We start from the raw sequence: 23903 nt of genomic DNA, 5'->3' as shown, positions 1-23903 counted from the left end.
GCTTAAGCTTCCGGTTCTGGGTGGATGTGAGGGCGGTCATTATGAGGGCAGGGGTGTGCAGCATCACTGTGAGCACAGTGATCATGATGATGTTGATAGAAAACCCGTTGAGTTCCAAATATTGCCTGATATTCAGGATGTTGTTGAATGTTCTCGGGTAGTCCACTACAGCAAATATGTTTATTTAAACACACTACGCGGTGTGTTCCTTCCATCACCCATTGTAAGTCATGGGAAACAATTAAAATTGCACAGTTATATCGTTCCGGCAAACTGCGGACATACTCATAAAGTTCAGCCTCAGACTGAATATCTAAGCCTTGCATCGGTTCATCAAGAACTAAAATATCTGGCTGGCGAAGTAAGGCACGCGCTAGTAGTACCCGTTGGCGCTCTCCACCAGAAAGTTGTTGTACTTTTGATTGTTGTAACTTGGAAATGCCTGTGTCTTGAATAATTTCCTGACGCAGGGCAGGGTTACATTTTTCTAAATCAAGTAAATCCTGAACACGCAAAGGTAGGCTGTGTGAAGGATTGAACTTTTGTGGCACATAAGCCATTTTAAGTTTTTTATGATGGATAACATGGCCACTACTCGGCTGGAGAATACCGAGTAGAACTTTAATAAGTGTTGATTTACCTGCACCATTGGGACCAATCAAAGACACAATTTCATTTTGATGCAGAGCAAAATCAACTTTTTTTAAAATATCCCGATTATCGCGATAAACAGAAACCTGCTCAAGCTGAATTAATACGGGATTTAAGGAGTTGTGCGGCACTGTTGGCATTTCCCCGAAATTTCAATAATGCTGTGTTGAGCCACGAACTCATCTGACGCTGCAAGTTGGTCAAGTTGGTGAGTTAAACCTTGAGAAGAGGCTTCTTTAACCATGTGGCATTCGGTACAAATCAAGAATGCTGCTTGATGGCCTTCACGAGGGTGGCAACAGGGAATATAGGCATTAATAGAAGTTAGGCGATGGATCAAACCTTTTTCTAATAAAAAATCTAAAGTTCTATATACAGTTGGAGGAGCAGCTGGGCGATCAGTTTGACTTTTTATACGTGCGAGTAAGTCATATGCACCCATTGGGCCTGAAGCATTTAAAATGAGTTCCAAAACCTCTTTGCGCAAAGGCGTAAGTCGTGCGCCAGTCGCAGAACATAAATTTTCTGCTTCAGCTAAACGGTTTGCGACATTATGGTGATCATGCACACCATGCAAAGAATCATGATGTTCATGCGAGCAGGAACTCATAGAAATAACCTCGAATTTTTAACGGAATATTAGCATGAAGCGATGCTTCATTCGATTAATCTTAGGTATTTTTGTAACTTTGTTATATTATAACATGCTTCGAGCTAATTTAAATTGATGGTCTAGCATGTTCCGTTTTTTTGTTTTCAGTATGTTCTCGCTTTTGAGTACGTTAGGGTGGAGTCAGGGTTTGGTGGTTTCTACACACCCGATTTATCTGATTGCAAAAGAAATCACTCAGGGTGTTGAAGAACCTCAGCTTTTGCTTAAAGGTCAGACAGGTCATGACGTACAGTTGACTCCGGCTCACCGTAAAGCAATTAATGATGCATCTTTAGTGATCTGGTTGGGTAAGGCTCATGAAGCACCTCTAAATAAATTGTTAGGTAATAATAAGAAAGCGATTGCCTTATTAGATAGTGGCATAGTCTCTGTTTTACCCCTGCGTAGTACACGCGGTGTAGCTTTACTTAATACAGTAGACACCCATGTGTGGTTAGAACCAAACAACGCAGTCCGAATCGGTTTCTTTATTGCTGCTTTACGTTCTCAGCAGCATCCTGAAAATAAGGCTAAATATTGGAATAATGCCAATATCTTTGCCCGTAAGATGTTTCAGGCTGCACAAGTTTACGACAGTACAAGTAATGGTAAGCCCTATTGGTCATATCATGATGCCTATCAATATTTAGAGCGCTCGTTAAACTTAAAGTTCGCTGGTGCTTTGACGGATGATCCGCATGTTGCACCAACTGCAGCTCAAATTAAATATCTTAATGATAATCGACCGAAAAATCAGATGTGTTTGCTCGCAGAAAGTTTTACCACTAAAAGTCAGTATCAAAAATTAGGTAACATTACTTTTCAACCAGTAGACGAGAGCATGAATAACGAGGATGATTTCGTCACTGCATGGAAGAAACTGGCTATAAAAACAGATAAATGTGTATTAAGTACGCAAAAGTAAGATAAAAAATAAACAAAGGCTGACTGTAGCGTCAGCACCACCGGTCATGAAAAACCCCGACTAAAGTCGGGAAAAGATTGCATGTTCAGGGGTGTAACTCTATAATGCCTGCGATTAAAAGCGATCATCAGCTAAACTTGTCAAGCATTTATGCTGTGAGTGGATAAATAATGAGCCGAACTAGTCGCTTGATTGACCGACGATTAGCAAAAGCTTTGGTCTTCTTACAAGCATGTATGATCCCTGTTTCCGCCCTCGTGGCGTGGAGCATAAAAGACATGACAGCAGCATTAAGTGCGGCACTTGGTGCACTGGTTTGCTGGCTTGCTATGAGTTATTTCTCGTGGCAATCCTTCAGAACAGCAGGTGCGAGAGCATCAAAACAAGTGCTGTCTAACATGTATAGGGGCATGTTAGGCAAATTTGCAATCATGATCGTTGGATTTATTTTGATTTTGAGCAATGTTAAACCTTTATCACCGTTAGCATTGCTGTTTGGTTTTATTCTCGTTCAGGCAATGTCGTGGGTCGCTCCATTTTGGGTGTCACGTCTAGAAAAACGGGTATAGAAACAAGAAGAATTGAAGATTTTTTGGAGGGTGGCGAGATATCGACAGTACGCCGATGTTCGTAACCCTTCTTTTTAGTAATTGACATTGACCAGGTGTGATTTATGGCTGCTGAAGAACATGCCCTCACTTCGACAGAGTATATCAAGCATCACTTGACCAATATGACCTATGGCAAAATGCCAGACGGTACATGGAAATTGGCTGAGACTGCTGAAGAAGCTCATTCGATGGGGTTCACTGCAATTCACTTGGATTCAATGGGTTGGTCAATTGGCCTTGGTGTTATTTTCTGTTTGTTATTCTGGATGGTTGCGAAAGCTGCAAATGCAGGTGTTCCAACTAAATTCCAGTCTGCAATTGAAATGATCATTGAGTTTGTTGACTCAAGTGTCCGTGACACCTTTCATGGCAAATCACGTTTAATCGCTCCGCTTGCATTAACTATTTTCGTGTGGATTTTCCTCATGAACTTAATGGACTTGTTCCCAGTTGACTGGATTCCTCAAGTTGCAGCATTTGTGGGTGCAAACGTATTTGGTATGAACCCTCACCACGTTTACTTCAAGATCGTTCCATCTACAGATCCAAACATTACTTTAGGTATGTCTTTATCTGTATTTGTACTTATCTTGTTCTACAGCATCCGCGAAAAGGGTGTTAGTGGTTTCGTTGGCGAGTTGGCACTTAACCCATTTAACCCAAGTAATCCAGTTGCAAAAGCGTTGCTTATTCCAGTGAACTTGATTTTGGAATTGGTAACATTCCTTGCTCGTCCGATTTCATTAGCTCTCCGACTATTCGGTAACATGTATGCAGGTGAGCTGATCTTTATCCTAATTGCTTTATTGCCGTTCTGGATTCAATGGGCGTTATCTGTGCCTTGGGCGATCTTCCACATTCTTGTAATCACGTTGCAGGCATTCATCTTTATGATGCTTACCATCGTTTACTTGAGCATGGCAAGCGAAAAACATTAATGGTATTGCCTAACTATCAAACGATGGTTGGGCTGAATTTTTTTAATTTAATTTGGTAATAACCTAACCTCTGAGGAATTTTTCATGGAACTCACTTTAGGTCTAGTTGCAATTGCATCTGCTATCTTGATCGCTTTCGGTGCTTTAGGTACTGCGATTGGTTTTGGTCTTTTGGGTGGTCGCTTTCTAGAAGCTGTTGCTCGTCAACCAGAATTGGCTCCACAACTTCAAACTCGTATGTTCTTAATCGCGGGTCTTCTTGATGCTGTGCCTATGATCGGTGTTGGTATTGGCTTGTTCTTCATCTTCGCTAATCCATTTGTAGGTTAATCATCTTAATTCCTAAATCCACTATTTGAGGAATTGCAATGAATATCAACCTCACATTGATTGGTCAAGCGATTGCGTTTGCATTCTTTGTTGCATTCTGCATGAAGTTTGTTTGGCCACCACTAATCAATGCGATTAGTGAGCGTCAGCGTAAAATTGCTGATGGCTTAAATGCAGCAGAAAAAGCGAAAGCTGAGCTTGCCGATGCACAATCGCAAGTAAAGCAAGAGCTTGATGCAGCTAAAGCACAAGCGGCTCAATTGATCGAACAAGCGAACCGTCGTGCAGCACAATTGATCGAAGAATCTCGTACTCAAGCTGCGGCTGAAGGTGAGCGTATTCGTCAACAGGCTAAAGAAGCTGTTGATCAAGAAATCAATTCTGCTCGCGAAGAATTACGTCAACAAGTAGCTGCTTTGGCAGTAACTGGCGCAGAAAAAATCCTGAACCAGCAAGTTGACGCAGAAGCTCATAATGCCATGCTGTCTCAGCTGGCTGCTAAACTTTAAGAGAGGCGAATCATGGCTGAACTCTTGACGTTGGCACGTCCGTATGCCAAAGCAGCATTTGCTTATGCTTCTGAGCAAGGTGCAACAGACAATTGGTCGAATGCGTTACAAGTGCTCAGTGCTGCGGTGCAAGACGAAGCATTTTCCGCTTATTTAAATCGCCCTGAACTTACTCCTGTGGAGCAAGTGAAGCTTTTTGCTAAAGTTTTAGGTGAAGATCAGTCTCAAGCAGTGTCTAACTTTTTGACACTTCTTGCAGATAACGATCGTTTAATGTTGTTACCTGAAATTGAAGCAGAATATGAACAGCTTAAATCACAGAATAACAACAATGTGGATGTCGTGATTGAATCGGCTTTCCCATTAACTGCTGAGCAAGAGCAATTGTTGAAATCTGCTTTAGAAAAGCGTTTTAACAGTACTGTAACTGTTTCAGTTGAAGTTAAACCTGAGCTCATTGCAGGTGTTGTGATTCGTGCAGGCGATCAAGTGATAGATGATTCTGCGCTTAACAAGCTTGAAAAAATGCGTACTCGTCTTCTTGCATAATGCAAATGATGAAGACTGAACTATTAAAAGATTGAGGAATAGCGCAATGCAACAACTGAATCCATCCGAGATCAGTGCGCTCATTAAACAGCGTATCAGCGATCTGGACACCAGCGCGACCGCTAAAAACGAAGGTACCATTGTTATGGTATCCGACGGTATCGTGCGCATTCACGGTCTTGCTGATGCAATGTACGGTGAAATGATCGAATTTGACGGCGGCTTATTTGGTATGGCACTGAACCTAGAACAGGATTCAGTGGGTGCCGTTGTCTTAGGTAACTACTTAAGCCTTCAAGAAGGTCAAAAAGCTCGTTGTACAGGTCGTGTTTTAGAAGTTCCAGTTGGTCCGGAACTTCTTGGCCGTGTTGTCGACGCTTTGGGTAACCCAATTGATGGTAAAGGCCCAATTGATGCAAAATTAACTGATGCTGTTGAAAAAGTAGCACCAGGCGTAATTTGGCGTCAGTCTGTAGACGAACCTGTTCAAACTGGTTATAAATCAGTTGATACCATGATTCCTGTGGGTCGTGGTCAGCGTGAGTTGATTATTGGTGACCGTCAAACTGGTAAAACAGCGATGGCGATCGATGCGATTATCGCTCAGAAAAATTCTGGCATTAAATGCGTATACGTTGCGATTGGTCAAAAACAATCAACAATTGCAAACGTTGTACGTAAGCTAGAAGAAACTGGCGCTATGGCGTATACAACTGTTGTCGCTGCTGCGGCTGCTGATCCTGCTGCAATGCAGTACTTAGCTCCGTACTCTGGCTGTACAATGGGTGAATACTTCCGTGACCGCGGTGAAGACGCTCTTATTATTTATGATGATTTGTCTAAGCAAGCTGTTGCTTACCGTCAAATTTCATTGCTTTTACGTCGTCCACCAGGTCGTGAAGCGTATCCAGGTGACGTATTCTATCTTCACTCACGTCTTCTTGAACGTGCTTCTCGTGTATCTGCTGACTACGTTGAGAAATTCACTAATGGCGCAGTAACTGGTAAAACTGGTTCTTTAACTGCATTGCCAATTATTGAAACTCAAGCAGGTGACGTATCTGCATTCGTACCAACGAACGTAATTTCGATTACTGACGGTCAGATCTTCTTAGAAACATCATTATTCAACGCAGGTATTCGTCCTGCTGTGAACGCGGGTATCTCTGTATCTCGTGTTGGTGGTTCTGCTCAAACTAAGATCATCAAAAAATTGTCTGGTGGTATCCGTACTGCTTTAGCACAATACCGTGAATTGGCTGCGTTTGCTCAGTTCGCTTCTGACCTTGACGAAGCAACTCGTAAGCAACTTGAACATGGTCAACGTGTAACTGAGTTAATGAAGCAAAAACAATATGCTCCTTACTCAATTGCTGACCAAGCTGTTTCTGTTTATGCATCTAACGAAGGCTATATGGCTGACGTAGAAGTTAAGAAAATCGTAGACTTTGATGCTGCGTTAATCTCTTACTTCCGCTCAGAATATGCTCCGTTAATGAAACAAATCGATGAAACTGGTGATTATAACAAAGACATCGAAGCAGCAATCAAAGCAGGTATTGAAAGCTTTAAAGCGACTCAAACTTACTAAGTTTAGTTTTAGTTAAGTTTGGTTCACGGATCAACCTTCGGAAGCTCGAAAGGGCTTTCGAATACTAGGTTAAGCGTATGGCAAATTTAAAAGAAATTCGCGCCAAAGTAGCTAGTATCAAGAGCACGCAAAAGATTACTCGCGCGATGCAAATGGTAGCTGCTTCTAAAATGCGTCGTGCGCAAGAGCGCATGGCTCAGGGCCGTCCGTATGCCGATAATATGCGCCGTGTAATTGCTCACTTGGTTCAAGCAAACCCTGAATACAAACACCGTTATATGGTTGACCGCCCTGTTAAGCGCGTTGGCTATATCGTAGTGTCTTCAGATCGTGGTTTGGCCGGTGGCTTGAACATTAACTTGTTCAAGAAAGTTGTGCAGCATGTCAAAGCACAACAACAGCAGTCAATTGAAGTTGAATTTGCTTTAATTGGTCAAAAAGCGGTTTCGTTTTTTAAGAATTACGGCGGTAAAGTGCTTGGTGCAACTACCCAACTTGGCGATGCGCCGAGTTTGGAACAGTTAACTGGCTCAGTCCAAGTTATGCTTGATGCATTTGATAAGGGCGAATTAGATCGTATCTACCTCGTATCAAATGGCTTCATTAATGCAATGACTCAGCAACCTAAAGTAGAACAACTTGTTCCTTTAGCACCAGCAGAAGAAGGCGATGATCTCAACCGTACTTATGGTTGGGACTATATCTACGAACCAGAAGCAGAACAATTGTTAAATGGTTTGTTGGTTCGCTATATCGAGTCTATGGTTTATCAAGGTGTGATTGAAAACGTTGCATGTGAGCAGTCAGCTCGTATGGTCGCGATGAAAGCAGCGACAGACAACGCAGGACAACTGATTAAAGACCTACAACTCATTTACAACAAGCTGCGTCAAGCCGCGATTACTCAGGAAATTTCTGAGATCGTTGGCGGTGCCGCTGCCGTTTAACATTATTAAGTTTGAATTGAGGAGACAGCAATGAGTAGCGGTCGTATCATTCAGATCATCGGCGCGGTTATCGACGTCGAGTTTGAGCGCAATAGCGTTCCTAAGATCTATGACGCTCTCCAAGTTGACGGTACTGAAACTACATTAGAAGTTCAGCAACAGCTTGGCGATGGTGTTGTTCGTACCATCGCAATGGGTTCTACAGAAGGTCTTAAACGTGGCCTTAATGTAACTAGCACAAATGCACCGATTTCTGTTCCAGTAGGTCCAGCTACGCTTGGTCGTATCATGGACGTTTTGGGCCGCCCAATTGATGAAGCTGGTCCAGTTGCAACTGAAGAACGTTTGCCAATTCACCGTCAAGCGCCTTCTTATGCTGAACAAGCTGCTTCTACTGATCTTTTAGAAACTGGTATTAAAGTAATTGACTTACTTTGCCCGTTTGCAAAAGGTGGTAAAGTTGGTTTATTCGGTGGTGCTGGTGTTGGTAAAACCGTTAACATGATGGAGTTGATCAACAACATCGCGAAAGCTCACTCAGGTTTATCTGTGTTTGCTGGTGTTGGTGAGCGTACTCGTGAAGGTAACGACTTCTATCACGAGATGAAAGATTCTAACGTTCTTGACAAAGTAGCAATGGTCTACGGTCAGATGAATGAGCCACCAGGTAACCGTTTACGCGTAGCGTTAACTGGTTTGACTATGGCTGAATACTTCCGTGATCAAAAAGACGAAAATGGTAAAGGTCGTGACGTATTATTATTCGTCGACAACATCTACCGTTATACTCTTGCAGGTACTGAAGTATCAGCATTGTTAGGTCGTATGCCATCTGCGGTAGGTTACCAGCCTACACTTGCAGAAGAAATGGGTGTTCTTCAAGAGCGTATTACGTCTACTAAATCTGGTTCGATCACATCGATCCAAGCAGTATACGTACCTGCCGATGACTTAACAGATCCATCGCCTGCAACTACATTTGCTCACTTAGATGCAACAGTAGTATTGAGCCGTGACATCGCATCTTCTGGTATCTATCCAGCGATCGATCCACTTGACTCAACTTCACGTCAGTTAGACCCATTAGTTGTTGGTCAAGAGCATTATGAAATTGCGCGTTCTGTACAGAACATTTTGCAACGTTATAAAGAGCTTAAAGACATCATCGCAATCTTGGGTATGGATGAGTTAGCTGAAGAAGATAAATTGGTTGTTTACCGTGCGCGTAAAATCCAACGTTTCTTCTCTCAACCATTCCATGTAGCTGAAGTGTTTACTGGCGCTCCTGGTAAATTAGTATCGCTTAAAGAAACGATTCGTGGCTTTAAAGGTCTATTAGCTGGTGAATACGATCACATCCCAGAACAAGCGTTCTATATGGTTGGTGGTATTGACGAAGTGATTGCTAAAGCTGAGAAACTCTAATTTAAGGAGATCATCTCATGGCGACTATGCAATGTGATGTCGTAAGTGTTAAAGAGTCTATTTACTCTGGCGCAGTAACGATGTTAATCGCGAAAGGCGCAGGTGGTGAACTTGGTATTTTGCCAGGACACGCACCACTTGTGACTTTGCTTCAACCGGGCCCGATTCGTGTTCAGTTGGAAAATGGTACAGAAGAAATCGTCTATGTATCTGGCGGTGTTTTAGAAGTTCAACCACATGTTGTAACGGTTCTTGCAGATACTGCAATCCGTGCAGACAACTTGGATGAAGCTGCAATTTTAGAAGCACGTAAAAATGCTGAACAATTGCTTGCGAACCAAAAGAGTGATTTGGACTCAGCTGCTGCATTGGCATCTCTATCAGAGATTTCAGGTCAGCTTGAAACTATCCGTAAGATGAAGAACCGCGCATTATAATTTGTGCAGTGTTCATCAAAAAAAGCCACCGTAAGGTGGCTTTTTTATTATTTGGATATAACTTAAGAATCAGTTTTTGGATCAGGTTTTTCATCTCCAGCCATAATCATAGCTGCGAGTTTAACCATATCCATTTGAATGGTATTAAGCTGTTTTTCAATTTGTTCAAAATTGATTTGATCTAATTTCCCATTTAGTAAAGGCATGCTTAGAGCTTGTTGATTTGCATGTAATAAACTTTGGCGAATATTCTCAATTTCCTGACTTTTTATATCTAAGGTGAGAAGAGCTTGATTTAAACCTTGTAATTGCTGTTTTAAAGTTGAAACAGTTGTTTTTAATTCATTTTGATTTTTATCTTGAATAGCTTGTTCAACGTCAAGTTGAGTGTCTTTAAGTTGTTCAACATAATCTCCAGCTTTAAGCTGTAAATTAGCAGCATCTCGAACCATATAAAAAATATTGCCGCTTTTAAATTCGGTTTTACTCGGAGCAATATCTGACTCTTGTCGTTCAATAGTTTGATCAGATGCCTGTTCGGTTATTCCAGTATTTTCTTGTTCAGTAGCATGGTCTTGTGCCTGATCACACCCGAGTAAAAGCATGCCTGAGGCAAAAATTACAAAAGGAAGAAACGCACCCTGTAAAACTTTTTTCATAACTACAAACAACATCAAATAAAGCAAATAGGTACTATAGGCATAAAATATGGAGAAAGATTGTATTTTTGCAAACAAACAACATTTTGACCAGATAATAAAAAAGAGCGTAGAAAACGCTCTTTTTTACGTTTTTAAACGTTATTTTGCTAACTCTGCTTCAACTGCTTTAACGATTTGTTCATCATCCGCAGTTAGGTTTGGAGCAAAACGAGCCACTACTTCGCCATTTTTATTAATTAAGAATTTTTCGAAGTTCCATAAAACTTCTGGAACTGGTTTAGTTGGAATACCTAAACCTTCTAAACGCTCACGGAAAGGTCCTTCACCAGTACGTTCTGGTTGAGCTGCTGTCAAAGTTTCATAGAGTGGGTGCTTATCTTCACCGACAACAGACACTTTAGAAAATAAAGGAAAGTGAACATCATAATTTAATGAACAGAATTGTTGAATTTCTTCATCTGAACCTGGTTCTTGCTCTTTAAAGTTGTTTGCTGGAAAACCTAAAATTTCAAGGCCTTGATCTTTTTTTGCTTGATAAAGCTTTTCTAAGCCTTCGTATTGTGGAGTTAAGCCACATTTAGAAGCAGTATTTACAATAAGTAAAACCTTGCCCTTATATTGTTCAAGGTCAACCGTTTCGCCTGAAATAGCTTTTACTGGAATATGATATACAGATTGTGTCATGAGTATTTCCTAAAGATTGTATTTGATATCAAGTAACGCATTTGTTTTAACTGCTATTGAGAGGTAGTGCAATAATATTCGTGTTCAAAAAAGAAAAAGATTTTAAAGGATAAACTGAATTCTAGTTATTTCTAATTTGAATAGGTGTTTGCCCAGTATAACGTTTAAAAAACTCAATAAAACTTGAGCTATGTTGATAACCTAAATCATATGCTAAACGCTTGATTGGCGTCCCTTGTCGTATTTGATGAATTGCATAAACAATTTTGGCTCGATTTCGCCATTCAGATAAAGAGAGTTGTAGCTCTTGTTGACTCAAACGTAACAGGTGACGGTCACTTACCGAGAAATTTTGGAGTAACTGTTGTAAAGAGTGATCAAAAAGTAATGGGTCGGAAAGCTTTTCTAAAATAGGCAATAAAACTGGATGCCGCGTTTGAGGCAAATAATGCGAATAGGCTGGGGCTTGTTGTAATTGGTCGAATAAGACTTGTAAAAGATGTTCTAAATATTCAGGTTTTTTATTCTGCTTCTGTTGTTCCAGAATTTGGAGGACCAACGTCCGAAAAAAGGGCTGGATACTAAAACACTGACAGACATCTCCTAAAACAGAGCATAGGCGGGGATGTAGACGAATACAGATATAGTGAATTTCGTGATCAATATCAGTCGATTGATGAACTGTTTGAGGTGGAATCCAAAGTCCATAACTAGGTGGAGACAGATATAGCTGTTCTTCCACCTGCATTTCTAAAATGCCATTTAAGCTGAAATTAAAATCTCCCCAGAGCGAGGCATGAGGACGAACAATATCTTCTTTTTGATATAGAAATTCATGAACTTCTATACTGTTCAATAAAGAAAATTGTTGGTCCTCATTGTTCATCTTTGTACTCAGACTAATATTTTAATTTTCACAGGTCGCTTTAGGGTTGTTTAAGCCTTTTGCTAAGGTAAAAGTACTTACGAGTGCTAAAGCCACAAAGCTTAATACACCATAAATTAAGGTATTTTCATTGAAATGATCAACTACATAACCGCCTAATAATGAACCTGTGGCAATCATGACCTGAAACATACCTACAAAAAGAGGCATACCTTTTTCAACTGCATGTGGTGCATGTACAAACATCCAGATATTGGCTGAGGTAGGGAAAGCACCAAATGCGAAGCCCCATAAAGCAGTTAAGACAATAGCACCAAATTCATGAATGGCAAAAAGTGGGAATCCAAAAAATACAATTGCAAAGCAAGCACTAACAAAGGCAAGCGTATAACGGACATTCAAATTACCACTATATCCAGCAAATGCATTTCCGAAAATACCTGCAATTCCATAGAGCAATAATAATGAACTAATCGTTGTACCATTAAAGCCCGCAATATTCTTAAAGAAAGGCGCTAAATAGCTATATGCACAAAAATGAGCAAGGCCGATAAGTAGAACAATAAGCATGCCGCTACGTGCTTTAGGCGTGCGTAATAATGCTGGTAAGTCCCTCATATGGATTGGCGAGTCTGGAACAAGTTTAGGTAAAAAGATTAATTGTAAGATTAAAACAATTAAGCCAATTCCTGCTGTAATTCCAAAAGCACTGCGCCAGCCATAAAATTCACTTAACCATGTTCCAATAGGAACACCCAAAACTGTCGCAAAAGTTACACCTGCCATTACAACAGCAGTTGCTTTAGCAATAGGGAGATGAGCGGGAGCTAATTTTCCACTTAAAGCGATTGCCGTGGCCCAGAATCCGCCAATTGAGATTCCTAAGATTAAACGACTGAGTAATAAAATATGAAAGTTTTCAGCAAAAGCAGTAATGGTATTGGCAATAACCATAATTGCTGTCAGTAAAATGAGAACATAGCGTCGATCAAGTTGTTTCACTGAAACTGGTAATAAGGGGGCAGCAATCGCGGCCATAATGCCAGGTACAGTAATAATAAGACCAGCTGTACCTACAGAAATATTTAAATCTGTTGCAACACTATTTAAAACACCAACAGGTAAAAATTCACTTGTTACTAATGCAAATGCTGCAATGGCAACGGCCAAAATGGCAAACCAGCTTCCCTGTGGGGAGGTCGTGGGTCGCGCTTTAGAGATAGAAGATTGGTCCATAGGAAATCCTTACTTGGCTAAATTTGGATTGAACAAAGGCAATTTATTAATTAACTAACGATCATTATGAAAATAAAATAGTTGATAAAAAATCGAACGTCAATTAATTTAATAACGATTGTTATAAAAATAGATGTGATCTTTATGACAAATACGCATGAAACGAATTTGATCGCTGCTGAAGATACGCTGAAAAAAAAGCGTGGACGTCCTAAATGCTTTGATGAACAGCAGGTTTTGCAAAAGGCAATGTTACTGTTTTGGGAGCATGGCTATGAAGCAACGTCGATCAGTGATTTAACGCAAGCTTTGGAAATTACAGCACCAAGCTTATACAGTGCGTTTGGAGATAAGGCGGGGCTCTTCTATCAAAGTATTGATTACTACTTGGCTCATGAAGCATGCCCTATTGAAACCATCTTTTTAGAAGCAAAAACAGCAAAAATCGCTTTTGAACTTTATCTATACGATAACGTTAAACGACTCGTCCAGCCAAATAAGCCTGCTGGTTGTATGCTCGTTGTTGCGGCTATGAATTGTTCTGACGCTACTCAGAATGTGCAGCAGAACCTTCTCGATAAACGAATAAAGACCAAAGAAAAATTATTTAAACGTCTTCAACAAGGCGTAGAGCAGGGTGATTTGTCTTCGAATGCACCGTTACAGGAAATGACAGACTTTTATGCAACCGTCATCCAAGGGTTAACGATTCAAGCAAGAGATGGGGCGAGTACCGAGCAATTACACAAAGTTGTGGAACATGCCATGAAGACTTGGACATTATTCTAAAAAACGGATGATGTCCTAAGTTCAATATCAATGTCGGAAATACGATATTTCAATTTATTAAGACATTCTTCAAAATAAACTCTCTTTTACAGATGGCGTATTACTATGAGTCAGGTCATGAAATATCATAAATGGGCATTTATATTTCCCATTTTGGCAGTACTGATTTGGTCTTTAAATATTGTAGTTACCCGCTATGTTTCTGATTATATCTCTCCAGTAAGTATCAGCTTCTATCGGTGGTTAATCGCTTTTATTATTTTAACGCCGTTTATGCTCTTACCTGTTTGGAGACAAAGACGACTAGTAATACCATATTTACCTAAGCTGGCTGTGTTAAGTGCATTTGGGATGGTGCTTTATCAAGGGCTTGCTTATACGGCTGCCCATTATACCAGTGCGACCAATATGGGAATTGTGAATGCATTTATTCCTATCTTTACGATCTTTGTTTCGCTTGCGATTTTAAAAGATGTGCCTAATCGATTTGCAGTTTTTGGCAGTATTTTATCTTTCGCAGGTTTGCTCTATGTCATGTCCCAAGGAGATATTGGCCACTTATTAAGTTCTGGTGGACATCTTGGTGATGCATTGATGATTATTGCTGTATTCTTCTATGCATTTTATGGGGTTTTCCTTAAAAAATGGCAGCTTCCACTTCCAATCATGACAAGCTTATATGTTCAGATTGGATTTTCTGTAATATTTCATCTTCCTTTAATTTTTTGGTTCGGACTAGATGCTTTAAATGCACAAAATGCGCCAAGTGCTATTTATGCAGGTGTATTCGCTTCACTCATTGCACCGTTAGTTTGGATGTTGGCTGTTCAGCAATTAGGGCCTAATAGAACAAGTATCTTTATGAACTTAGTTCCTGTGTTTACAGCAATTATTGCGAGTGTCTGGTTATCTGAGCAGTGGACCATTTATCACACACTAGGTGGTGTAATAATTTTAATTGGTATCATCATGGCTCAAAAGAAGGTCAGTTCCAAAAAGAGTGAGCTGATACAAGAGCAAAACTAAGACCACTAAAAAAACTATGGCATATTTTGAAAAAAATTAATGAAAATATGCCATTTTTTTATTAGTTAAAGCTTTTCTATATGATTTATAAATAGATTATAAAACTAGGTTGAAATATAAATATTAAAAAAGCCGAATAAAAATATTAATATAATTTTAATTTTTAAGCGAAAAACCGTAAATTCCCTACACTTTTCATGCTTTTTTTAGAGAAATTATATATTTCTCTCATTTAGTCTATTGCCACATAATAGCGACCACTACGAAAGACGCTCTTTTTTGCAAATTATCTTTCGTTGCAGAGATATCCAAACCCTCTGGATGCGGTATATACCCATCCTTTTTTATGCTCAGTTATCCCTATATAACTGAGCTTTTTTTTGTCTGAAATTAGGCGCGGATAATCTCGCCTGTGAGAGCATTAATAATTCTACTTGGCTGCTGACTTTGGCCTAAATCACCATTGAGATAGTTCAATTGTGAACCAAAGTATTGGCAGGCATCTTGTAGTGAATGAGCAGGTTCTTGCCCGCTTGGATTAGCGCTAGTCGAGACAATAAAACCATGAAAAGCATTGCATAATGCTACACACAAAGGATGTGTGGTGACTCGAACAGCGACAAGTGGATGTTCACCTTTAATCCATGAAGGAATATGTTCACCAGCTGGCAAGAGCCAAGTTGTGGCTCTTTCTGAGGGTTGGTGATTCGTCCAACAATCAATAATTTCTTGTTGGGTTGTTTGGTGTAAAGAGGTTAACAGGTGCTCAACTTGGCTAATATGGCCGGCTAATAAAATGACCCCCTTCTCAATAGGTCTTTGTTTCAGCTCTAGAATTTTTTGAAAAGCTTGTTCGTTAAAAGGGTCGCAACCTAGCCCCCAAACTGCCTCAGTTGGATACGCCAAGACTTGACCTTGATGTAAACTTTCGGCGGCTTCGGTAACTGAGGTGGTAATCATGGTAATACTCTTCCTTTCAATCAGACAGAATTGCTATTGTGCGCTCCAGTACTAAGAGCGACAACGTAAATACAGCCCTGATTGTTGCATACATAAACCAAGTAGTTCTAGTTCCATGAGTGAAGAGGTGAGTTCTGCAACAGGTTGTGAATGGTGCACAACAAGCTGATCGATATCTTGACCGACCCAGTCTAAAGATTGATATAGTTTAATTAAATGTTCAGGAATTTCTGGCGCGCCTGTTTCAGTTGCTTCACTTTGGCTTTGTTGTTGACTCTGCCACTGTGTTGGGAGAGCAAGGTCCTCAATAATCTGTTCAGGATGATCGACTAAGATTGCACCCTCACGAATAAGCTGATGGCAGCCCTGATGAAACTCACTATAAATATGGCCAGGAATAGCAAATACCGTTTTACCTTGCTCAGCAGCTTTGTTGGCAGTAATCAGAGAGCCACTTTTTAAAGTTGCTTCGACGACGAGTACTCCTAAACTCAAACCACTAACAATTCGGTTCCTACGTGGAAAATGCTGCTGTAATGGTGGCGTACCGGGTAGAAACTCAGTAATGATGGCGCCGTTTTGAGCCAAGATCTGTTCTGCAAGTTTTTTATTCTGAGCAGGGTAGGTGCTGTCTAGACCTGTTCCGGTTACAGCAATAGTTCGTTGATGTACTGAAGCTCCTTGGTGAGCAGCTTCGTCAATTCCATATGCCAAACCACTACTCACATAAAATCCTTTTTCACTTAAGTAATAGGCAAAATCATAAGCAACCTGACGACCATGTGGGCTTGGTTTTCGACTACCCACAATCGCAATTTGTGGTTGCAACAAAGCTTGAGCTTGGCCTTTTCCAAAAATGATGGGCGGATGATCTGTGTAAGGTAGCAATTGCGTAGGATAGCCAGAGTCATCTGGCGTTAAAATAAAGTCAGTATATTGCTGGATCTGCTGAACCAGTTTTTCAAAATGAGCCTGACCTTGAGCAGTTTGAAATTCATCTATGCGTTTTAAATGATTGGCATGTAAACCGAGATTAGACCATTGGGCTAACCCGGCAGGTTGGACAGCCGTTTCACAGCTACCGAAATAGTCGACAATTTTTTTAAAGCTAACTAAAGAGTGCTGAACCAAATACCACACTTTAAGGGTGTGGTAATGGTGTGAAGAAAGTTGAGTAAGCATTGTAAAGTGTATATCCAGCGTTAATCATCAAGACGAGGTGGCTGAATGTTTGAACCTACTTTAATAGGTAAGTCACTTTCTAATACATATGCATAGCTAAGCTGATCAAAAGTTCTAAATACCATAAGGCTACCAATTTGTTGACCAGGTAACTGTATTGGTTCTTTGGTTTTAGGATCTCGAATGGTTTCACCTTGTTGGGTAATATCAAAAACTTGACCCACCTGAACCCCTTGAGCCGTACCGCGGTCCAAAGTCACTACACTATTTTTGGCTGCTCTACCAATTGAACCCATCACACGAATGATCTTGCCACCATCCATCACTTGTTTAGCATCCACTGGGTAAAATAGAGTGGGCAAAGTCGCATCCTCTTCTGGCATGACCCGATCACCACGACGCACTTCGGAATTGTAGCTATCAGTTAGCTCAAGTGTTGTTATGTCTTTCTCAGAAGAAATCGCAATACCTGAAGCAACTTGTTGTAGTTCAATACCTAGACTGTGTTTTTTACGCTTACTATCCATGAAATAGTACGGTTCACCTTCACGGTAGACTGCATAACGTTGACCATCAATTAAACCTTGTCCGCGTGCATAAATCGTTTGGCCCTTTGCAGCAAGTACACGTTGATCAGCAGTGCCAACAATATAAGGCGTATGTTCAATTGCATCGGCTGGCAAAATTGTGCTGTGTTCTAACCACTGTTTGATATGTTCAAGTGGAATAACAGGCACATTATCGTTGAGCGACTCCACACGAACTTGAGGTTGTAAGTTTGCTATTTGGCCTGTGTAGCGACGAATAATGCCGACACAACCATCTCCCTCATCTTTACCTATCAATGGTCGACCAGCTAAACTACATAACAATAAGCGGTCACCCGGGTAAATCCAGTGTGGATTTTTGACATGCTGATTACTTGCCCAGATTTCTGGCCAGCGCCAAGGTTTACTTAGGAAATGACCCGAAATATCCCACAGCGTATCTCCTCGTTTTACAACGTAGACATGTGGTGCATTACTTTTTAGAGAGGGTGGATTATGGTTCGGACTAGCAGCATGAACCTCTGCTACTGTACCCATTGCAACCCCTGTAAAAAGTGCGAAAGCAAGTAAATGCTTTTTTATCCCCAAAGCATGAAATTCACCCATGCCGTTAAAAACCTTTTTCATTATGATAATTCCTAAAAATTATGTGTGCAGATGCGTTATAATAGGCGGCTTACACACAATTTTTCGATGAAGTATTTCCTTCATTTGGTTTTTCAATCAATGGCATAAGTGAGGACGTCAGTATGGCCTTATTACCTATTTTAAGTTTTCCTGATCCCCGTCTTCGTACCATTGCTAAGCCTGTTGAAGAAGTTACTGATGAAATTCGTCAACTTGCAGCAGATATGCTTGAAACCATGTATGCCGCACCAGGTATTGGTTTAGCAGCTTCACAGGTAGATCGTCATATTCAGTTAATCGTTATAGATTTATCTGAAGCTAAAGATGAACCCTTGGTTTTTATTAACCCCAAAATCACTCCGCTGACAGAAGATAAGCAGCAGTACGAAGAAGGCTGCCTATCGGTGCCACAAATATACGACAAAGTTGAGCGCCCGTCACGTGTGAAAATTGAGGCAATTAACCTTGAAGGTCAAGCATTTGAGATAGAAGCTGATGGACTTCTCGCTGTTTGTATCCAACATGAAATGGATCACTTAAATGGCAAATTATTTGTGGATTATTTGTCGCCACTTAAACGTCAGCGTGCGCGTGAAAAAGTCGAAAAAGTTGTTCGTCAACGTGAGCGTGAAAAAGTTGCAGTAAAACGTTAAAAATTTCTATTCTTCAAATATTAATATAGTGTGGATGTGATTTTTGGTTTTTCGTAGTGGTTTACTGCTCGCATGTGCAGCAGTATTTTTACAGGTTGCGGTATTTCTACAGCCGCTATTACCGAAGCAATATCAAATTGCTCCGGTCTGTGAAACTATTACCCGTGCTTTGCTGAAGCCCAAAGCACAGACGGAAGCCATGTCACATACCATGCATTCACATCATGAAGATCATATTGAACAGGCTCAAGTACCTGAACACCATGACCATCATGATGCAAACCATCAATGTCAATATTGTACCGTCTATGCCAATCTGGTTTTACCGCCTGAATTCGGCGTAAAAGAAGTTTTAGTTCGCATACAAGTTCGCTTAGTCGCTTATCAACAAGCATTCAAACATGTTTATTTTGCGCTACAGCGACTTTTCCTACTCCCGCAAGGGCGTGCACCACCTCTATTTGCATAAATAAAAGCAATTTTTTGTTGGGGTCTTGATTGACTTCAATATCACTTTATTTATGTTTTAGAGCGTATAAAAAATGTCACATTCTAAATTCTTATTACAACCTTTATGGGTTGCGATGTTTGCTGTCTCTCATTCGGGTCTAGTTTTTGCTGATTCAGAAAAAAATGATGTTGATATCAAAACACTTCATTCATTGGCACCTATCGTTGTTACAGCACAGCAAGGCAATGATGCAAACGGTCTTATTGTTCATGCAGATCCAAAGCAACCGATTCAGCCAGTACCTGCTACAGATGGTGCAGATTACCTGCAAAGTATTATGGGTTTTAACTCAATACAAAGCGGTGGAACAAATGGCGATGTAACATTCCGAGGTATGTTTGGCTCACGCATCAAAATTCTAACTGACGGAACCGAAAATTTAGGCGCATGCCCAAACCGTATGGACGCCCCAACTTCTTATATTTCACCAGAAAGTTATGACCGTATTTCTGTCATTAAAGGTCCGCAAACGGTTCAATATGCCAATACGGGTTCGGCAGCGACTGTTCTTTTTGAACGTCAGCCTGAAAAGCTCACTACAGAGAAACCTTATCGTGGGCAAGCCAGTGTTTTGTTAGGTTCATATGGGCGTATTGACCATAATGTTGAAGCGGCAATTGGTGATGAAAAGAAATATATTCGTTTAAATGCCAATCGTTCTGAGTCGAACAGTTATCAGGATGGTGACGGCAATACCGTGCCTTCAGCATGGAAGAAGTGGAATGCTGATGTGGCGATTGGTTTCACTCCAGATGAAAACACTTGGGTTGAACTCACTGGTGGAAAATCTGATGGCGAATCGCTCTATGCTGGACGTTCAATGGACGGTTCACAATTTGCGCGTGAAAGCTTAGGTCTGCGGTTCGAAAAGAAAAATATCACTGATGTGATTAAGAAAATTGAAGGGCAGGTGAACTACAGCTATAACGACCATATTATGGATAACTTTAGCTTACGTACCCCGCCATTAGTTGAAATGACACATGGTGGTATGACCATGCTGATGCCGAACGCGATGGCAATGCAAGTGACGCGCCGTACACTAAATTCGCGCTTAGCCATGACTTCTGAATGGAATAAGTGGAGTTTAATTACAGGTGTAGATTCTCAATTTAATAAACATGGCGGCAGCATGTCATCACCAACGATGCCTTCTATGAATGTTCCATATCGTCAAGATATGCGTTTTCAATCATATGGTGCTTTTGGTGAACTCGGTTATCAATGGAACGATCTCAATAAACTGGTTACAGGTGTGCGTTTAGATCGAGTAACAGTTGAAGATGAGCGCGCAGATTCTCAAGCAAAAGGCTTTAATACTAAACTTGAAAAGACTTTACCAAGTGCATTTGTCCGCTGGGAAAATCAACATCCTGAGCATGACCTAAAAAGCTATATCGGTTTAGGCTATGTAGAACGTATGCCTGATTATTGGGAACTTTTTTCGCCTCAACATGGTAATGCTGGCTCAACCAATACCTTTAACGGTGTGAATCCTGAGAAAACACTACAGTTGGATCTGGGCTTTCAGCAACAACATGGCGCTTTAAATACATGGGCTTCTGCCTATGCAGGTTTAGTAGATGACTACATTTTAATGAGTTACCACCATCACCCAAGTACTGGAATGGGTGGACATGATATGAGCCATGATATTACTGCGGGTGCCAAAAATGTCGATGCAACCATCGCAGGGGCGGAAGCGGGTATTGGATATCAATTTACCGACCATATTCAGGCTGATTTAAGTGCTATGTATGCATGGGGTAAAAACACCACAGATGACAAACCTTTACCTCAAATCTCTCCTTTAGAAGGTCGACTAAATATTCGCTATGTGGCTGACAAATATAATTTAGGTCTGTTGTGGCGAGCTGTGGCTGAGCAAAACCGTGTGAGTCTACATCAAGGTAATATCGTGGGATATGACCTAAAACCAAGTAAAGGTTTTTCAACTCTTTCTCTAAACGGAAGTTACAACCTTCGTAAGGATATTGATGTCTCTGTTGGTGTCGATAACGTATTAGATAAAACCTATACCGAACACTTAAACAAAGCGGGTAGTGCAGGCTTTGGATTCGCGAGTGAAGAGCAGTTTAACAATATCGGAAGAAACTACTGGGTTCGTATGAGCATGAAGTTTTAATAAGCTGTAGCGAATTAAATGAACTGAAAATATTAATTTAACGAGAGAAATCAAATGACAAATAAATTATCGCCTGAACAGTCTTGGTGGGGATGGAAGTTACTTATTGTGGCTTCTATCTTGAGTTTATTGTTTATGATCATTTTTTACTTGGCAATCAACAATGAGCCTGACTACATGCCAAGTCAAAAAAAGAAGCAGATGGTGGAGTCGACTGAGCAAATGAATCACGCTGAAATGCATAGTTCATCATCTCAATAAGCCTTTAATATTTAAAAATGGAAGTCTGATATCCAGACTTCCATTCTTTATTTTTAGACTTAGAAAATTATTGATGCATACTCGCTAAGGTTTTTGCTTTACCTTGATTCTGATAAAGACTTAGACCAAGTTTTTGTATATTACGCCCTGATTTGGATAAGAAGTTTTCAATTTTTGGTGAAAGCTTTGCACCACTATAAAGTAATGAATTACGTAAAATCAGATAATAAGCAAACCACGAAGCAGATTGTTGAGGTAATCCGAGTAATCTCATTCTTTTCTTACCAATAAAAAATTGAGTAAGTTCTAAATGTTGTCGATAAGCAAGCTTCTGCTGCAAAGAACGTAAATGCTGATATTTTCTCTCAAAAGGTTCTTTAGATAAGCTCGATCCTAATTCAATACTGCTGTGATCGGAGCGCGGGTGAGCAAACTGCATCCAGTAAAGTAAGCGCCAGCCTTGAGTTTCAGATTGAATAAGCCATTTTTCATCAATACCCATCAACCAGCCAACATAACGCCAAAAATGTAAAAAATTCTTAGTTTCCTGTTTAGTCGGCCATATTCCTAAAGCTCGAATTCCTAACAAAACCACACTGCTAAACGCTAAATTGGTCATTGCTAAATCAAACTGATTAAGAGGAATTCCCCAAATTTCGCTATCCCAACGATCAGACTTTTTTAATTGTCGGCGAACGAGTGCATGAATAAAGCGAACATAAATGGTTGAGGTAAAGCCTGAACTCAAACGATAAAGCCCTTGAGGTTCAGTAATATCCACCCACCATTTTGTAGTCTCTGCTAAACGTGTTCCTGCCTGTTTCTTCAATGCGCCAGTTAAAATTAGAGGCTGATTAAACCCTGGATATAAATATCCCGCCATCAAAGATAAATCTCTAAGAATAAAACCATTATTTATTCCTAAACGATGAGTAAATTTAATAGCCTCATCAATTTGATGTTGATCTAGCCATTCAGGCTTTTGTTCAATGTAATTAAAGAAACTTTCTAACTCAGTAGGTATGGGCTTAGATAAGTCATCGCGGCCTTGAAATAATATCTTCTCAAAAATCATGCGGTGATCTTTAGGATTTTGCATAACCCAATCAATTACTTTATCCATTTCAACGTCCCCTTCATAAAGAGCACGTTGTAAAGACACATATTCTGCATAGCTTGGCTGTGCTGGTTTTTCGCAACAGACATTTAAAAACTGAGTAAAGAAATTACTGTCTTGCATGTCATTAAAAGAGGCAAGTCGAGTCGGGCTACTTGTTTGCATATTGTCACTTACTTATTGAACTGAATAATAAATAGGCTAATATGAATAATTATTCGCATTCAATTCACATTTAAAGAATAAAAAACCAATGAGAAAAGCCCCACAGCAACAGCGTTCAAAAATTATTGTTGACCATATTTTAGAGGCGACACAGCACTGTATTGCCCAATATGGATTGCTCCATACCACGACTCCTAAAATTGCAGAGAGATCTGGAGTAAGTGTGGGTTCAATTTACCAATACTTTGAGAATAAAGATCAAATCATAGAAGAACTGTTGCGCCGTAAAAGCGAACTATTGGGGCAACAACTCAAAGAATTAGTTATGCAGCAAGGAAATATTCCTTTGGATATCCTTATCCCCTTAGCAATAGAACTAGGATTTGCTGCATTAAAAGCCGATCATGGTTTTTTTATAGAGGTACTGAAGCATTGGCATGACTATAGTCATTCGCAAGCTGCTCAGATTTTAGAAAAACATTTTTTTGAAGTTGGACTATATACATTTAGTAGAAATCCCCATCAATGGGACTTCGAACAGGTGAAGCATAAATCCTTTGTAATCATCAATAGTACGCTTTTTACAATGATGAGATATGTGAGTCAGAACAATTTTCTTATCTCAGAACAACAACTTAAACAAGAATTATCGAGCATGATACTGGCGTATTTAAGTCAAAAATAAATAATTAAAATAATTATTTATATAAAACAATTGGTTAATATGGGTTTTGTTTTAAAAATGAACGCTCAAGTCATAAGTTTTTAATTTTCGCTTGCAAAGGGTTATTAATCCTCTATAATGCACATCCATCGGCGGTGATGCAGATAAGAACTTGTTGAAAAACAGTTACTTGGAATTGAGTTGATTACTTTAAGTGATGA

Annotated in this window: 26 protein-coding genes and 1 pseudogene; 17 read left to right on the top strand and 10 right to left on the bottom strand. The window is 40.1% G+C overall.

Features of this window, described 5'->3' with window-relative positions:
* Window positions 1–2 precede the first annotated feature (2 nt).
* Window positions 3–791, bottom strand: a complete 789-nt coding sequence (znuC, locus tag ACLBWE_RS15915) for a zinc ABC transporter ATP-binding protein ZnuC (RefSeq protein WP_447603971.1) — start codon at window positions 789–791, stop codon at window positions 3–5.
* Window positions 764–1261 (bottom strand): transcriptional repressor, encoded by a 498-nt coding sequence (locus ACLBWE_RS15910; protein ID WP_003655556.1) that lies wholly within the window; start codon window positions 1259–1261, stop codon window positions 764–766. Before ACLBWE_RS15910 ends, znuC begins: the two co-directional genes overlap by 28 nt.
* A 127-nt stretch (window positions 1262–1388) precedes the next feature.
* On the opposite strand from ACLBWE_RS15910, the gene ACLBWE_RS15905 reads away from it, so the two are divergent.
* From ACLBWE_RS15905 to ACLBWE_RS15860, 10 genes are all read left to right on the top strand, one after another.
* A complete protein-coding gene (locus ACLBWE_RS15905; RefSeq protein WP_447603970.1) occupies window positions 1389–2228 on the top strand; it encodes a metal ABC transporter solute-binding protein, Zn/Mn family in 840 nt (279 codons plus the stop codon).
* A gap of 170 nt (window positions 2229–2398) precedes the next feature.
* On the top strand, window positions 2399–2797 hold the full coding sequence (locus tag ACLBWE_RS15900; RefSeq protein ID WP_003655545.1) for an ATP synthase subunit I: 399 nt from the start codon (window positions 2399–2401) through the stop codon (window positions 2795–2797).
* A 104-nt stretch (window positions 2798–2901) separates the two neighbouring features.
* Window positions 2902–3777: a F0F1 ATP synthase subunit A gene (gene atpB / locus ACLBWE_RS15895; RefSeq protein ID WP_005037450.1), complete on the top strand. Its 876-nt coding sequence runs from the start codon at window positions 2902–2904 to the stop codon at window positions 3775–3777.
* Window positions 3778–3861: 84 nt separating this feature from the next.
* Window positions 3862–4107 (top strand): F0F1 ATP synthase subunit C, encoded by a 246-nt coding sequence (gene atpE, locus ACLBWE_RS15890; RefSeq protein ID WP_000424060.1) that lies wholly within the window; start codon window positions 3862–3864, stop codon window positions 4105–4107.
* A 38-nt stretch (window positions 4108–4145) separates the two neighbouring features.
* A complete protein-coding gene (locus tag ACLBWE_RS15885) occupies window positions 4146–4616 on the top strand; it encodes a F0F1 ATP synthase subunit B (protein WP_003655537.1) in 471 nt (156 codons plus the stop codon).
* Between the two features lie 12 nt (window positions 4617–4628).
* Window positions 4629–5165, top strand: a complete 537-nt coding sequence (locus ACLBWE_RS15880) for a F0F1 ATP synthase subunit delta (protein WP_003655534.1) — start codon at window positions 4629–4631, stop codon at window positions 5163–5165.
* A gap of 46 nt (window positions 5166–5211) precedes the next feature.
* Entirely contained in the window at window positions 5212–6756 is a 1545-nt protein-coding gene (gene atpA, locus ACLBWE_RS15875; RefSeq protein ID WP_005037448.1) for a F0F1 ATP synthase subunit alpha, read from the top strand.
* A 77-nt stretch (window positions 6757–6833) separates the two neighbouring features.
* Complete coding sequence (atpG, locus tag ACLBWE_RS15870; RefSeq protein WP_003655530.1) at window positions 6834–7703, top strand: F0F1 ATP synthase subunit gamma; 870 nt, start codon at window positions 6834–6836, stop codon at window positions 7701–7703.
* A gap of 30 nt (window positions 7704–7733) precedes the next feature.
* The gene (atpD, locus tag ACLBWE_RS15865; RefSeq protein ID WP_003655528.1) at window positions 7734–9128 is read left to right on the top strand and encodes a F0F1 ATP synthase subunit beta; all 1395 of its coding nucleotides are present in this window, start codon (window positions 7734–7736) and stop codon (window positions 9126–9128) included.
* 17 nt (window positions 9129–9145) lie between these two features.
* The gene (locus tag ACLBWE_RS15860) at window positions 9146–9565 is read left to right on the top strand and encodes a F0F1 ATP synthase subunit epsilon (protein ID WP_003655525.1); all 420 of its coding nucleotides are present in this window, start codon (window positions 9146–9148) and stop codon (window positions 9563–9565) included.
* A gap of 62 nt (window positions 9566–9627) precedes the next feature.
* Here the strand turns inward: ACLBWE_RS15860 and ACLBWE_RS15855 are convergent, their stop codons facing one another.
* From ACLBWE_RS15855 to ACLBWE_RS15840, 4 genes are all read right to left on the bottom strand, one after another.
* Window positions 9628–10224: a hypothetical protein gene (locus ACLBWE_RS15855; RefSeq protein WP_447603969.1), complete on the bottom strand. Its 597-nt coding sequence runs from the start codon at window positions 10222–10224 to the stop codon at window positions 9628–9630.
* A gap of 141 nt (window positions 10225–10365) precedes the next feature.
* Window positions 10366–10911 carry a glutathione peroxidase gene (locus tag ACLBWE_RS15850; RefSeq protein WP_447603968.1) on the bottom strand — a complete coding sequence of 182 codons (546 nt, stop codon included), beginning with the start codon at window positions 10909–10911 and terminating at the stop codon, window positions 10366–10368.
* A 121-nt stretch (window positions 10912–11032) separates the two neighbouring features.
* Entirely contained in the window at window positions 11033–11797 is a 765-nt protein-coding gene (locus tag ACLBWE_RS15845; protein ID WP_003655519.1) for an AraC family transcriptional regulator, read from the bottom strand.
* Window positions 11798–11818: 21 nt separating this feature from the next.
* Window positions 11819–13033: an MFS transporter gene (locus ACLBWE_RS15840; protein WP_005037438.1), complete on the bottom strand. Its 1215-nt coding sequence runs from the start codon at window positions 13031–13033 to the stop codon at window positions 11819–11821.
* 135 nt (window positions 13034–13168) lie between these two features.
* Here ACLBWE_RS15840 and ACLBWE_RS15835 point away from each other — a divergent pair, with 135 nt between their 5' ends.
* Together ACLBWE_RS15835 and ACLBWE_RS15830 are read left to right on the top strand one after the other, a co-directional pair.
* On the top strand, window positions 13169–13822 hold the full coding sequence (locus ACLBWE_RS15835) for a TetR/AcrR family transcriptional regulator (protein WP_080595492.1): 654 nt from the start codon (window positions 13169–13171) through the stop codon (window positions 13820–13822).
* A gap of 105 nt (window positions 13823–13927) precedes the next feature.
* Window positions 13928–14848 (top strand): DMT family transporter, encoded by a 921-nt coding sequence (locus ACLBWE_RS15830; protein ID WP_209832124.1) that lies wholly within the window; start codon window positions 13928–13930, stop codon window positions 14846–14848.
* Window positions 14849–15238: 390 nt separating this feature from the next.
* Here ACLBWE_RS15830 and ACLBWE_RS15825 read toward each other — a convergent pair whose 3' ends face one another.
* Genes ACLBWE_RS15825 through ACLBWE_RS15815 form a run of 3 tightly spaced genes read right to left on the bottom strand, consistent with a single transcriptional unit; the run spans window position 15239 to window position 18165 of the window.
* Complete coding sequence (locus ACLBWE_RS15825) at window positions 15239–15808, bottom strand: L-threonylcarbamoyladenylate synthase (RefSeq protein WP_017391511.1); 570 nt, start codon at window positions 15806–15808, stop codon at window positions 15239–15241.
* 51 nt (window positions 15809–15859) lie between these two features.
* Window positions 15860–16990, bottom strand: a complete 1131-nt coding sequence (dprA, locus tag ACLBWE_RS15820) for a DNA-processing protein DprA (RefSeq protein ID WP_348950889.1) — start codon at window positions 16988–16990, stop codon at window positions 15860–15862.
* 20 nt (window positions 16991–17010) lie between these two features.
* The gene (locus ACLBWE_RS15815; protein WP_447603967.1) at window positions 17011–18165 is read right to left on the bottom strand and encodes a LysM peptidoglycan-binding domain-containing protein; all 1155 of its coding nucleotides are present in this window, start codon (window positions 18163–18165) and stop codon (window positions 17011–17013) included.
* Window positions 18166–18287: 122 nt separating this feature from the next.
* Here ACLBWE_RS15815 and def point away from each other — a divergent pair, with 122 nt between their 5' ends.
* From def to ACLBWE_RS15795, 4 genes are all read left to right on the top strand, one after another.
* Complete coding sequence (def, locus tag ACLBWE_RS15810; protein ID WP_004795267.1) at window positions 18288–18818, top strand: peptide deformylase; 531 nt, start codon at window positions 18288–18290, stop codon at window positions 18816–18818.
* 43 nt (window positions 18819–18861) lie between these two features.
* On the top strand, window positions 18862–19287 hold the full coding sequence (locus tag ACLBWE_RS15805) for a DUF2946 family protein (protein ID WP_447603966.1): 426 nt from the start codon (window positions 18862–18864) through the stop codon (window positions 19285–19287).
* A 73-nt stretch (window positions 19288–19360) separates the two neighbouring features.
* Window positions 19361–21475, top strand: coding sequence for a TonB-dependent copper receptor (locus tag ACLBWE_RS15800; RefSeq protein WP_447603965.1), 2115 nt, complete (start codon window positions 19361–19363; stop codon window positions 21473–21475).
* Window positions 21476–21529: 54 nt separating this feature from the next.
* Window positions 21530–21736, top strand: coding sequence for a hypothetical protein (locus ACLBWE_RS15795; protein ID WP_045437095.1), 207 nt, complete (start codon window positions 21530–21532; stop codon window positions 21734–21736).
* 67 nt (window positions 21737–21803) lie between these two features.
* Here ACLBWE_RS15795 and ACLBWE_RS15790 read toward each other — a convergent pair whose 3' ends face one another.
* Window positions 21804–23018 carry an oxygenase MpaB family protein gene (locus ACLBWE_RS15790; RefSeq protein ID WP_447603964.1) on the bottom strand — a complete coding sequence of 405 codons (1215 nt, stop codon included), beginning with the start codon at window positions 23016–23018 and terminating at the stop codon, window positions 21804–21806.
* Window positions 23019–23106: 88 nt separating this feature from the next.
* Between ACLBWE_RS15790 and ACLBWE_RS15785 the strand changes: the two are divergent.
* Window positions 23107–23677: pseudogene (locus ACLBWE_RS15785) on the top strand (TetR/AcrR family transcriptional regulator).
* Window positions 23678–23903 lie beyond the last annotated feature (226 nt).

Source organism: Acinetobacter sp. M5A5_2a (assembly GCF_053345265.1).
This window is presented reverse-complemented; position numbering and strand designations above follow the sequence as displayed.

Excerpts from the sequence above, each read along its gene's own strand:
- znuC (WP_447603971.1), bottom strand. The coding sequence starts at position 791 with ATGCCAACAGTGCCGCACAACTCCTTAAATCCCGTATTAATTCAGCTT.
- ACLBWE_RS15910 (WP_003655556.1), bottom strand. The coding sequence starts at position 1,261 with ATGAGTTCCTGCTCGCATGAACATCATGATTCTTTGCATGGTGTGCAT.
- ACLBWE_RS15905 (WP_447603970.1), top strand. The coding sequence starts at position 1,389 with ATGTTCCGTTTTTTTGTTTTCAGTATGTTCTCGCTTTTGAGTACGTTA.
- ACLBWE_RS15900 (WP_003655545.1), top strand. The coding sequence starts at position 2,399 with ATGAGCCGAACTAGTCGCTTGATTGACCGACGATTAGCAAAAGCTTTG.
- atpB (WP_005037450.1), top strand. The coding sequence starts at position 2,902 with ATGGCTGCTGAAGAACATGCCCTCACTTCGACAGAGTATATCAAGCAT.
- atpE (WP_000424060.1), top strand. The coding sequence starts at position 3,862 with ATGGAACTCACTTTAGGTCTAGTTGCAATTGCATCTGCTATCTTGATC.
- ACLBWE_RS15885 (WP_003655537.1), top strand. The coding sequence starts at position 4,146 with ATGAATATCAACCTCACATTGATTGGTCAAGCGATTGCGTTTGCATTC.
- ACLBWE_RS15880 (WP_003655534.1), top strand. The coding sequence starts at position 4,629 with ATGGCTGAACTCTTGACGTTGGCACGTCCGTATGCCAAAGCAGCATTT.
- atpA (WP_005037448.1), top strand. The coding sequence starts at position 5,212 with ATGCAACAACTGAATCCATCCGAGATCAGTGCGCTCATTAAACAGCGT.
- atpG (WP_003655530.1), top strand. The coding sequence starts at position 6,834 with ATGGCAAATTTAAAAGAAATTCGCGCCAAAGTAGCTAGTATCAAGAGC.
- atpD (WP_003655528.1), top strand. The coding sequence starts at position 7,734 with ATGAGTAGCGGTCGTATCATTCAGATCATCGGCGCGGTTATCGACGTC.
- ACLBWE_RS15860 (WP_003655525.1), top strand. The coding sequence starts at position 9,146 with ATGGCGACTATGCAATGTGATGTCGTAAGTGTTAAAGAGTCTATTTAC.
- ACLBWE_RS15855 (WP_447603969.1), bottom strand. The coding sequence starts at position 10,224 with ATGAAAAAAGTTTTACAGGGTGCGTTTCTTCCTTTTGTAATTTTTGCC.
- ACLBWE_RS15850 (WP_447603968.1), bottom strand. The coding sequence starts at position 10,911 with ATGACACAATCTGTATATCATATTCCAGTAAAAGCTATTTCAGGCGAA.
- ACLBWE_RS15845 (WP_003655519.1), bottom strand. The coding sequence starts at position 11,797 with ATGAACAATGAGGACCAACAATTTTCTTTATTGAACAGTATAGAAGTT.
- ACLBWE_RS15840 (WP_005037438.1), bottom strand. The coding sequence starts at position 13,033 with ATGGACCAATCTTCTATCTCTAAAGCGCGACCCACGACCTCCCCACAG.
- ACLBWE_RS15830 (WP_209832124.1), top strand. The coding sequence starts at position 13,928 with ATGAGTCAGGTCATGAAATATCATAAATGGGCATTTATATTTCCCATT.
- ACLBWE_RS15825 (WP_017391511.1), bottom strand. The coding sequence starts at position 15,808 with ATGATTACCACCTCAGTTACCGAAGCCGCCGAAAGTTTACATCAAGGT.
- dprA (WP_348950889.1), bottom strand. The coding sequence starts at position 16,990 with ATGCTTACTCAACTTTCTTCACACCATTACCACACCCTTAAAGTGTGG.
- ACLBWE_RS15815 (WP_447603967.1), bottom strand. The coding sequence starts at position 18,165 with ATGAAAAAGGTTTTTAACGGCATGGGTGAATTTCATGCTTTGGGGATA.
- def (WP_004795267.1), top strand. The coding sequence starts at position 18,288 with ATGGCCTTATTACCTATTTTAAGTTTTCCTGATCCCCGTCTTCGTACC.
- ACLBWE_RS15800 (WP_447603965.1), top strand. The coding sequence starts at position 19,361 with ATGTCACATTCTAAATTCTTATTACAACCTTTATGGGTTGCGATGTTT.
- ACLBWE_RS15795 (WP_045437095.1), top strand. The coding sequence starts at position 21,530 with ATGACAAATAAATTATCGCCTGAACAGTCTTGGTGGGGATGGAAGTTA.
- ACLBWE_RS15790 (WP_447603964.1), bottom strand. The coding sequence starts at position 23,018 with ATGCAAACAAGTAGCCCGACTCGACTTGCCTCTTTTAATGACATGCAA.